The following is an 8,284-nucleotide window of genomic DNA, read 5'->3' on the forward strand; positions in this document are numbered from 1 at the left end:
TGAGTCCCACTCAACTCAAGCGACCTCGTGTCGCACGGCGATGGTCCAGCCGTTCTTGCGTCCGGCGGGGGCGAGCAGGCCCCGCACGTAGTCCCGCATCCGGCGCCGCAGGTCGGCACGGCCGAACCGGTGGCTGATGCAGAGGGAGAGGTCGTCGAGTTCTCGTTCCCAGACTGCGTCCGCTTGTTCGTCCATCACGCTTGAGGTTGTCCGTATCAGAGCCCAGCCATTTTCCCGATCCACTCGTTGGAGGTGCGGTCCGGGAAGACCGCCCCCGACACACCACCAGCCAACTACGCTCCAGACGACGCCTCTGACCGGCCCAGATAGCGAAACGCTGCATCTGTGGTGTCGGGTTGGATCAGCTACTACGGCCGGTACCGGCCGTGGCAGCTGCGCCCGTTCCTGATGCGCATCAACGCCTACCTGGTGCGCTGGATCCGCCAGAAGTACAAGCGGCTCGCGGCCAAACGGAGGGCCATCGCGAAGATGCAGGAGATCGCCCGGCGATACCCCCGCATGTTCGCCCACTGGCGGCTGACCGTAGGTGCCGTAATGGTCTGATGATCAGAACGACAAGAGCCGTGTAACGGGCGACTGTTACGCACGGTTCTGTGAGAGCCGAGGGGTGAGATCCCCCTCGGCTACTCGGCATCACCACCCGGACGGCTGACCGATCTGGGTCTCACCGGTCCGCCCGGGCCGCGAGCACGACACCACCTGCGCCCGCCACCACGGCCTGACCGACGCCCTCAACCGGATCGCCGCCGATTGGGACATGCCGACCCTGGCCGACCTCGGCTACGAAAACGCCGGCGACGGCTTCCGCCACCCGCACAAGAAGCCCGCCGGAGGCGAACTGACCGAGATCCAGCAGACCTACAACAAGGTCATCCGCGGCATCCACGGCGTCTGCGAGCGCGCCAACTCCCTGCTCAAGACCACCTTCAAAGCCCTGCGCAGAGTCAACCTCGACCCCAGCCGCATCACGAAGATCGCCGCCGCAGCCCTCGTCCTGCTCCAACTCGAGTACGACCGCACCGTCTAACCGATCACGCAACGTCGTGATCGGTTACTGGGAAAGGCTCACTGACTGCGAGTCGCTGGGGGCGCGGGCGCCGGGGACATGTTCCCCGGCGCCCGGCTCTGCTGCTACTTCTTGTGACAGCCCCACTTGCCGTTGACCTTCGTGTAGTGCTCGCCCTTGGGGCATTTCTTGTGCATCGGCGTCTTGGTGGGCTTCGGTGCGGGTGCATGCGGGCCGTCGGCCACCTTGGCGTTCGACGGTACCGCGACGGCCGTACCCGTAGACGCCACTGCACCTCCACTGACCAGCATGCCTGCGGCGACGCTGGCGACCAGAGTGCGTGCGATCCTGCTTCGCATGATCGGCCACCTTTCTGTAGTCGGCGTCAGTGCCTCTCAATCGATTCTTGGCACGGCTTCCCGCCGCACGCATCTCAAGCACCGGGTGGTTCGGTCAGCCGATCCGAAGGTTGAACCTTCTCCTGTTTCTTCGGCGGTTGTCCCCAGTGCGGAGATGAGGGTTCAGCGGACGGCGGGCGTGTCCCGCTGGGCGTGCAGGGGGTCAGGCTGCAGGTCGGATGCACGAGTCCATCCACGATACGAAGGTTTATGACGGACCGTCAGTTCAATCGCATCCCGCTGCAGCCACGCAGTCCGTAAGCCCGGCCTTGGACGTAGGGCGCCTCATGACTGCTACTTCGCGCCTGAATCCCCTCCACCACTTGGCGAGATGCTATCCAAGAGCGCAGAAGACGGGGTCCGTTGAGCCACTCCGCCCGCCTGGACGCTGCCGCAGTGCCGGGACGGCAGCCTGACGTGTAGCTCCACATCGACATTCGTCGGCTGCTGGAGCGTCAGGCGGAGGTGTTGCCCAAGCATCCCTCGGTCCACGACTTCTCCAACCTCGTGGCCGCGGTCGCCCGGCATCGTGTCAACACCCTGCAGGTGGGCGCTACTGTCGACACCGCCTGGCGCGCGGCCGCCCTCATGCACGCCATCATCCGGCTGCGACCGCTCCCGGCCCGTAATGCCCTGTACGGCGCCGCGATCGTCGTGGCGTACATGGATGCCACGGGTGAGTCCATCGACCCGCCGTACGGTGCGCTGATCGACCTTGCTCGTGACGTCGACGCCGGCCGCGCCGATGGGTACGACGCGGCCGACCTGCATCCGCTCCTGGCGGATCTGACCACCGGCCCGGCGCCGGAAGGAGGGGAACGGTCGTGGCGGACCAGGACGACCCGCAGGGACTCGCGCGGCTGCGCTACCGGCTTCTACGTCGACGCGCTCCGGGCGCACTCCCTTTCGGCGGTGCCGGCCGTCTTGCCGGGTGCGGAATGGTGGGGGGAAGAGGGGAGAGGCAGCTCGTCGGGGAGGGAGGAGGACCCGTCGGCGTTCTTGCCTATCTGGCTGCGGAGTTGGGCTGAGACGCCCGAGACCGTGGAGCCGTTCCTCCAGGCAGTGGGCGACACTTCCGCGGCGGTCCGGTGGGACTTCAACGCCTGGCCCGACGTTCCGGAGTTGGGTCTGGGCGCAGGTGGTTCCAGAGGCGCCTTTCTCGCGCTTTGCGTGCATGCTCAGGATCTCGACCTGGAGGAGTCTGCAAGCGACCACACGGTCTTCGTCCACGTCAAGCAAGCCGAGGCCGAACGCGCACCGTGGCCGGCGGCCCAGGTTGGGATGCGAGTGATCGGCGACTTGGTGATGGCACCGTACTGAGAGCGCCACAAGCAGGTCGGAAAAGGCTCACTGACTCGTCAGGGCTCCCGGCGCCATCACGCACCAGGGTGACGGTGCCGCCCTGGTCGAGGGATGCGACCTCGCCCAGCTGCTCACCCGTCGGAGTCAACCCGCCGTGGGGTCGGTGAGAACGTTGGTGGACAACGGCTCGATGGTGACCCCTGAGGGCCGGTCCGGGCCGGAGGGCCACCAGGGGGCGCCGACCGAGGCCCACAAGACGGCACCGACGCCGCCGGAGCTCGCCGGGGCCGGGCCTGCTGGCAGGGCGATGCGGACCCGGACGGTCCGTGACGCACCCGGCTTAAGGGCGAACACGTTGGTCTCGGTGTACATTCGTCCCGTCAGGTCCTCCCACCGTCCTCCGCGGTCGATCGACCAGCGCACGTGCTGCACGGACGCGTCCTTTGCCCCGGGGGCCAAGGAAACCGCGACACGCAGGCCGGAGCGGGTGCGCTCGCCCGCCGAGTTGCGCACCCGCACGGACCACTCCACCGCCGGGCCGCCCGAGGCGGCCTTGAGAATGTCCGGGACCGTGACCGTGAGGTGCGTGGCGTCCACGGGAAGACGCAACCACGCCGCGGCCGCCGTCGGGTGGATGGCCGGATCCCGTCCATCCTCGGCGATCTCCGCGGAAACCATGTCGTACGAGGCACGCGGCCGGTTGTTCTCGTATTCGTTCTGCTGGTCGGCGACGAAGAGCCGCAAGTCGATCCGCGTCCGCTCCTTGCCGCCTTGCGAGAGCGGCACCTGGGCGACGAACTCCCCGTTGTCGTCCTGCTCGTTGGTCCAGGAGAGCTCTGCATCCTGCCACCCTCCGTCCTCACGGACCTGGAGCCGATCGGCGACGGTCCCGACGTAGACCGCCAGGTAGCGGTGGCCGGCCTGCGCGGGGGTGAGGCCCCCGACGGAGACATGGAACGGGAGCGGCGGCCCGCCGGGGACGAGCGTGCGGTCGTCCGCGCCAAGGCGGACGACCGGGTGAGACGCGTCCCGGCTCGCTGAGGGCTCCTGGGTCGGCGAAGCCTGCGGGCCGCCGCACCCGTCGACGGCCGTCGCGGCGGCAAGCAGCATGAACACAGCGCCGAAGCAGGGCATCCGTGACATGGGCGGTCCTCCCCACCGGATTCTATTCGCGGCACAATCTCACGGCCGATTACGGTGATCTTGCGTGAAAGTCCCGGCGTTCACGCCGGGGATGAAACGCATCTCAGGACTGCTCTGACCCGCAGGCTGGAGCGGCCACCCGCGCCGAGAACGCGGCCTCTCGCCGCAGCGCCACTGCCGGCGGCGCCGACGTGGTCGACCTGGCTGCCACCATCCGACCCAAGCGGGCCCGGGTCCGCCCGGAGAAGTGAGCCGCACCCGCGTCCGGGCTGAGGACCTGTTCTGCGCGCGCTGCCGCCGCCCCGTCCGGATTGGTGCCGCCCACTGGCCCGAGGGCTACATCTGCGCGTCCTGCCGTGACCACGCGCTGGAGACCTACGGCCGATGCGCCGGCTGCAGCGTCGACCGGCTCACCCCCGGCATCGCGCCCGACGGCGGGCGGTGGTGCACCGACTGCGCCGGCGGCCTGGGCGACTTCTTCTGCGAACGCTGCGGCCGCGAGGCTGCACGCTAGCCGCATCCGACCCGAACTCGTTCCTTCCTCGAACACCTCACGGCCATGCCCAGGCCGAAGGGCCAGCTGACCTGGGTCGGCAAACCGCACGTCCAGCAGATCCTGCGAGCCCTCGCCAGCTCCGAAGTTCGCTCACCCACGACGGGTTGAGCACGCTGTCACCCGGCAGGTCGGTCGCGCACGTCCGCGACCTGCTCATGCACTGCGGCGTGCTCCCGCACCGCGACCGGCACCTGCTGCTGTTCGAACGCTGGCTCGCCGACTGGCTCGACGTCATCGAGGACCCGGGACAGAGCCAGCTCCTGCAGCGCTTCGCCACCTGGCAGCTGCTGCGGAAACTGCGGGCCACGGCGGCCAAGCGCCCGCTCGGGCCCGGAGCCGTCAAGACAGCCCGCGCCGGTCTCACCCCGGCGGCCGTGTTTCTGACCTGGTCCGATGCCCGGGGCCGAGCCCTGTCTGAGTGCACCCAGGCCGACCTGGACGCTTGGTTCGCCGAGGACGCCATCAGCAGGCGCATCACGACGGGCTTCCTGCGCTGGTGCATGGATCACCACGTCATGCCCCGGCTTAAGATCCCTGTGATCCGCACCGAGAACCCCGCGCCGATTAGCCAGCACGGCCGCATCACTCTCATACGGCGCGTCCTGACCAGCGACGATCTGCCACAGGCCGAACGCGTTGCCGCCGCGCTCGTTCTCCTTTACGCCCAGCCGATCCGGCGTCTGGTCCGGCTGACTGTCCACGACGTCCTCGCAGACGGTCCCCAAGCGTTTCTCCGGCTCGGCGATCCACCGACCCCTGTTCCTGGGCCTTTCGCTGGCCTGCTGCAGGACTACGTTCGCACCGGGCGGCCGAACCGGCCCGGCGGAACAATGCCGACCAGCGACTGGCTCTTCCCCGGGCGCCGGGCCGGACAGCCCATGGACCCCGCGACGCTCGGCAGGCGCCTTTCCGCCGCGGGCATCCCCACCCTGCACGGACGCACCGCCGCCCTGCGGCAACTCGTCCTGCAGGCACCCCCGTCCGTCGTCGCTGGGATGCTCGGCTACCACACCGTCCACGCTGAAGCTCTCGCTGCCGAGGCCGGCAGCACCTGGAAGAAGTACGCACCCGGGGACCACACCAGGTGACCCTTCAGCCGCTGGCCCAGTTCGCGGACTCCCGTTGGCAAGCGGACGAGAGCCCGGTCCTAGCCTGGAGTCGTGATGACAACCTCGTCGATCCTCGGGCAGTTCGATCTCTGCGCGGACTATGCAGAGTTCCCGGATCTGGACAACGGCTACTACTACCCGGTCGATGCGCGGATCCACTTGTTCGGCGACAGTACGCGTTGGGCCATGGTCGCTGAGCTGCTGGGTTACAGCCCGCGCAGCGGCAACCTCATCGACGTCGTCCACTGCTTCGGCAACTGCCTGACGCATGGCGAGCCCGGATTCAGCGGCTTCCTGGAGCGGGTGGACAACATGGAGGACCTCGATCCCGACGGCGCCGAGGTCTATGCGGGAGGAGCTCCGGTAGTCGTCCGCGGCACCGCGCTGACAGTCGAAACCGCCGCCGGCACCCCACTGCAGGACGTGTTCCGCCTGCTGGCGCCCGCGAACAGGGACCTTCTGCTGGCCGACGAGACGGAGCTGCGGGCCGGCATTCCCGCCGACCTGCCGGAGCTGCTGCGGCTCGACGAGTGGAACCAACCGGAGGACTTCTGCGATGTCATGCCCAGCGGGCACGAGACCTTCCAGATGATCGCCGAGGTGTTGGACTCCGGGGACCCGGCCCGGTACCGGCCGACGCTCCCGGCGAACACCCACCGGTCCCACTGGCCGGACGCCGGAACCTTGTAATGTCCGCGCCTGCGTGTCTGCGGCCCCCGTCACCGTTACGCAGGATCACCAACAGTCCGCTGTGGTGGACGAACACAGATCACCCGATCACAGACTCCTACCAGTTTCATGCCCTAGTACTGGCGGCGGTGGATTCGCGGAGGTAGGCGATCAGCAGGCCGAGGATCGACTCGAGGTGCTCGGTACGCCCGGTCGTACGGAGGACGGTGACGCCGCCCTGGATGCCGGCGATGAAGGCGGCCGCCGTACGTCGGGCGTTGATCTCCCTGCTGACCTCACCCTTGGCCTGCATCGTCTCGATGCCGCGCTGCACGTGGTCCTGCCACTGGCGTAGCAGGGTCGTGGAGACCTCGGCGGCGCCGGGCACGCTACCGACCTGATTCATCAGCGAGGCCAGTGGGCAGTTCGCTCCCTGGGCCTTGTAGCGGGCGATGACGGCCTTGCGCCAGCGGTCCCACGCCGCCCAGGAGTCGAGTGCACCGAGGTGGGGCTGCTGGTCGTCCAGCACCCGGTCGGCCTCGTAGCGGGCGACCGCGAGGAAGAGCTCCTCCTTGCCGCCGGGGAAGTAGTGGAAGAGCTGGCTCTTGCTCGACTGCGTCACGTTGCGGATGTCGTCGAGCGTCGCGTTGCCGGGGTCGGAGGTGCGCAGATAGGCGGCTGCGCCCTCGAGGATCCGCTGCCGGGTCGCCAGTCCCTTGGTCGTCAGTACCATGACTGGGAGCATACCTTGCCCGCTGGACCGTTGGGTCCAGTATCCGGCACGTCTTGGACTTGTGGGTCCAAAAAAGGCTCCCTACCTTCGTTGCTGTCGCCACGACCAACGGTACTGAGGAGAGCCACATGAACACCGATCCCGGCAAGGTCGTCAGCGAGTTCGTCGACGCCTTCAACTCCAAGGACATCGAGCGCCTCGCGCTCTTCCTGCACCCCGACGTCGAGTTCGAGGCGTACGGCGACACCACGCTCCACGGCCGCGACGCCGTACTCGCCCTGTGGAGCGGCGTCTTCGGCAAGTTCAAGCGTCTCGAGTTCTCGACGCTGTACCAGGCCGTCAACGGCGACGTCGTCCTCGAGGAGCAGATCCACGGCCTGGCTCTGCCAGGCCGCAACATCGCCCCGATCAAGAACGTCGCCGTCTACCGCGTCCGCGACGGCCTGATCACCGAGTGGCGTGACTACACCAACCCCCAGTACGCCCAGACGCTGCTCTGACCGATCGAGGCCCCCATGACGACCACCCTTGAACCACGCGCCGAGGCCACCACGCCCGTGCGCAGTGGGGCCGCCCTCGGCATCGCGATCCTGTTGCTCGCGCAGCTGATGATCTCGGTCCACGAGGAGTGGATCCGTCGTGTCCTCGAGCAGTGAGCGTCCGGACGAGGTCCACGACAGCCCGGTCGGCTGGGGCGGCGAGCACATCGCGTCGTACACGGCCTCGGGCGGGGGGAACGGTCACATCCTGCAGGGCAGGCCGACGCTGCTGATGACCACGCGTGGGCGTCACAGCGGCCTGCGCTGCGTCCGGCACGGACTACGGCTCGCTCGTCACCGCCCAACTCGGCCACAAGTACGCCGACAGCCGGCGTTCACTTCGGGCAGGATCTCCCGCCCGACATGTTCAACGGCGAGCTGTCCTACAGCATGGCGCAGGCCATTCCGGAGGGTGTTCCGGACGAGCTTCGCAAGGAGATCCTCGCGTTCTACGACACCTACGCCTCGCACGTCGTGGTGCACATGCTCGACGGGCAGACGGTCACGCACGGGCTGAACGACTCGCCGGTGGGCATGTTGGCGTGGCTGCTCCAGCGCTGGAAGAAGTGGAGCGACAAGAGCGGCGACTTCGCCGCCGTCTTCCCCCGCGACCACATCCTCACCAACGCGACCATCTACTGGGTCAATCAGGCGATCGGCCAGTCGATCCGTTCGTACAAGAACGCGGTGCGTTACCCGTGGCAGCCCTCGCACGACCGCACTCCGGCCATCGAGGCGCCGGCGGGCTCGGTAGCTGTCAAGTCAAATGAAACGAATGTGCGGCTATGAACTGTGTTGCTGTGGTTCG

The 8,284-nt window shown here is 68.0% G+C and carries 11 protein-coding genes and 3 pseudogenes; 10 read left to right on the forward strand and 4 right to left on the reverse strand.

Annotated elements, in window-relative coordinates; genetic code table 11:
- Positions 1-36 precede the first annotated feature (36 nt).
- A pseudogene (locus tag IEZ19_RS48390) lies at positions 37-195 on the reverse strand (IS701 family transposase); the annotation flags it as partial.
- Between the two features lie 150 nt (positions 196-345).
- On the opposite strand from IEZ19_RS48390, the gene IEZ19_RS48395 reads away from it, so the two are divergent.
- Together IEZ19_RS48395 and IEZ19_RS48400 are read left to right on the forward strand one after the other, a co-directional pair.
- A complete protein-coding gene (locus IEZ19_RS48395) occupies positions 346-564 on the forward strand; it encodes a group II intron maturase-specific domain-containing protein (RefSeq protein WP_189317740.1) in 219 nt (72 codons plus the stop codon).
- 109 nt (positions 565-673) lie between these two features.
- Positions 674-1,048, forward strand: a pseudogene (locus IEZ19_RS48400) (transposase family protein); the annotation flags it as partial.
- 104 nt (positions 1,049-1,152) lie between these two features.
- Here the strand turns inward: IEZ19_RS48400 and IEZ19_RS48405 are convergent.
- Complete coding sequence (locus tag IEZ19_RS48405) at positions 1,153-1,386, reverse strand: hypothetical protein (RefSeq protein ID WP_189317741.1); 234 nt, start codon at positions 1,384-1,386, stop codon at positions 1,153-1,155.
- A 468-nt stretch (positions 1,387-1,854) separates the two neighbouring features.
- Between IEZ19_RS48405 and IEZ19_RS48410 the strand changes: the two are divergent.
- Together IEZ19_RS48410 and IEZ19_RS48415 are read left to right on the forward strand one after the other, a co-directional pair.
- A pseudogene (locus IEZ19_RS48410) lies at positions 1,855-2,215 on the forward strand (toxin Doc).
- A 251-nt stretch (positions 2,216-2,466) separates the two neighbouring features.
- On the forward strand, positions 2,467-2,745 hold the full coding sequence (locus tag IEZ19_RS48415; RefSeq protein WP_189317742.1) for a hypothetical protein: 279 nt from the start codon (positions 2,467-2,469) through the stop codon (positions 2,743-2,745).
- Between the two features lie 126 nt (positions 2,746-2,871).
- Here IEZ19_RS48415 and IEZ19_RS48420 read toward each other — a convergent pair whose 3' ends face one another.
- Entirely contained in the window at positions 2,872-3,870 is a 999-nt protein-coding gene (locus IEZ19_RS48420) for a hypothetical protein (RefSeq protein WP_189317743.1), read from the reverse strand.
- Between the two features lie 247 nt (positions 3,871-4,117).
- Here IEZ19_RS48420 and IEZ19_RS52375 point away from each other — a divergent pair, with 247 nt between their 5' ends.
- The 3 genes from IEZ19_RS52375 (at position 4,118) to IEZ19_RS48430 (ending at position 6,225) form a co-directional block, all read left to right on the forward strand.
- Positions 4,118-4,384, forward strand: a complete 267-nt coding sequence (locus tag IEZ19_RS52375) for a hypothetical protein (protein WP_229841699.1) — start codon at positions 4,118-4,120, stop codon at positions 4,382-4,384.
- A gap of 146 nt (positions 4,385-4,530) precedes the next feature.
- Positions 4,531-5,514, forward strand: a complete 984-nt coding sequence (locus tag IEZ19_RS48425) for a site-specific integrase (RefSeq protein WP_229841700.1) — start codon at positions 4,531-4,533, stop codon at positions 5,512-5,514.
- A gap of 75 nt (positions 5,515-5,589) precedes the next feature.
- Positions 5,590-6,225 (forward strand): DUF7003 family protein, encoded by a 636-nt coding sequence (locus tag IEZ19_RS48430; protein WP_189317744.1) that lies wholly within the window; start codon positions 5,590-5,592, stop codon positions 6,223-6,225.
- 106 nt (positions 6,226-6,331) lie between these two features.
- On the opposite strand, the gene IEZ19_RS48435 is transcribed toward IEZ19_RS48430, so the two are convergent.
- On the reverse strand, positions 6,332-6,937 hold the full coding sequence (locus IEZ19_RS48435) for a TetR/AcrR family transcriptional regulator (RefSeq protein WP_189317745.1): 606 nt from the start codon (positions 6,935-6,937) through the stop codon (positions 6,332-6,334).
- 128 nt (positions 6,938-7,065) lie between these two features.
- Here IEZ19_RS48435 and IEZ19_RS48440 point away from each other — a divergent pair, with 128 nt between their 5' ends.
- The 3 genes from IEZ19_RS48440 to IEZ19_RS48450 all read left to right on the forward strand — a co-directional run bounded on the left by IEZ19_RS48440 (position 7,066) and on the right by IEZ19_RS48450 (position 8,265).
- A complete protein-coding gene (locus IEZ19_RS48440) occupies positions 7,066-7,437 on the forward strand; it encodes a nuclear transport factor 2 family protein (RefSeq protein WP_189317746.1) in 372 nt (123 codons plus the stop codon).
- Positions 7,438-7,452: 15 nt separating this feature from the next.
- Positions 7,453-7,593 carry a hypothetical protein gene (locus tag IEZ19_RS48445; protein ID WP_189317747.1) on the forward strand — a complete coding sequence of 47 codons (141 nt, stop codon included), beginning with the start codon at positions 7,453-7,455 and terminating at the stop codon, positions 7,591-7,593.
- Between the two features lie 246 nt (positions 7,594-7,839).
- Positions 7,840-8,265, forward strand: a complete 426-nt coding sequence (locus IEZ19_RS48450; protein ID WP_189317748.1) for a hypothetical protein — start codon at positions 7,840-7,842, stop codon at positions 8,263-8,265.
- Positions 8,266-8,284: the final 19 nt, after the last annotated feature.

The sequence above is a fragment of the Streptomyces brasiliensis genome, assembly GCF_014647875.1.
Taxonomy (GTDB): Bacteria; Actinomycetota; Actinomycetes; order Streptomycetales; family Streptomycetaceae; genus Streptomyces; species Streptomyces brasiliensis.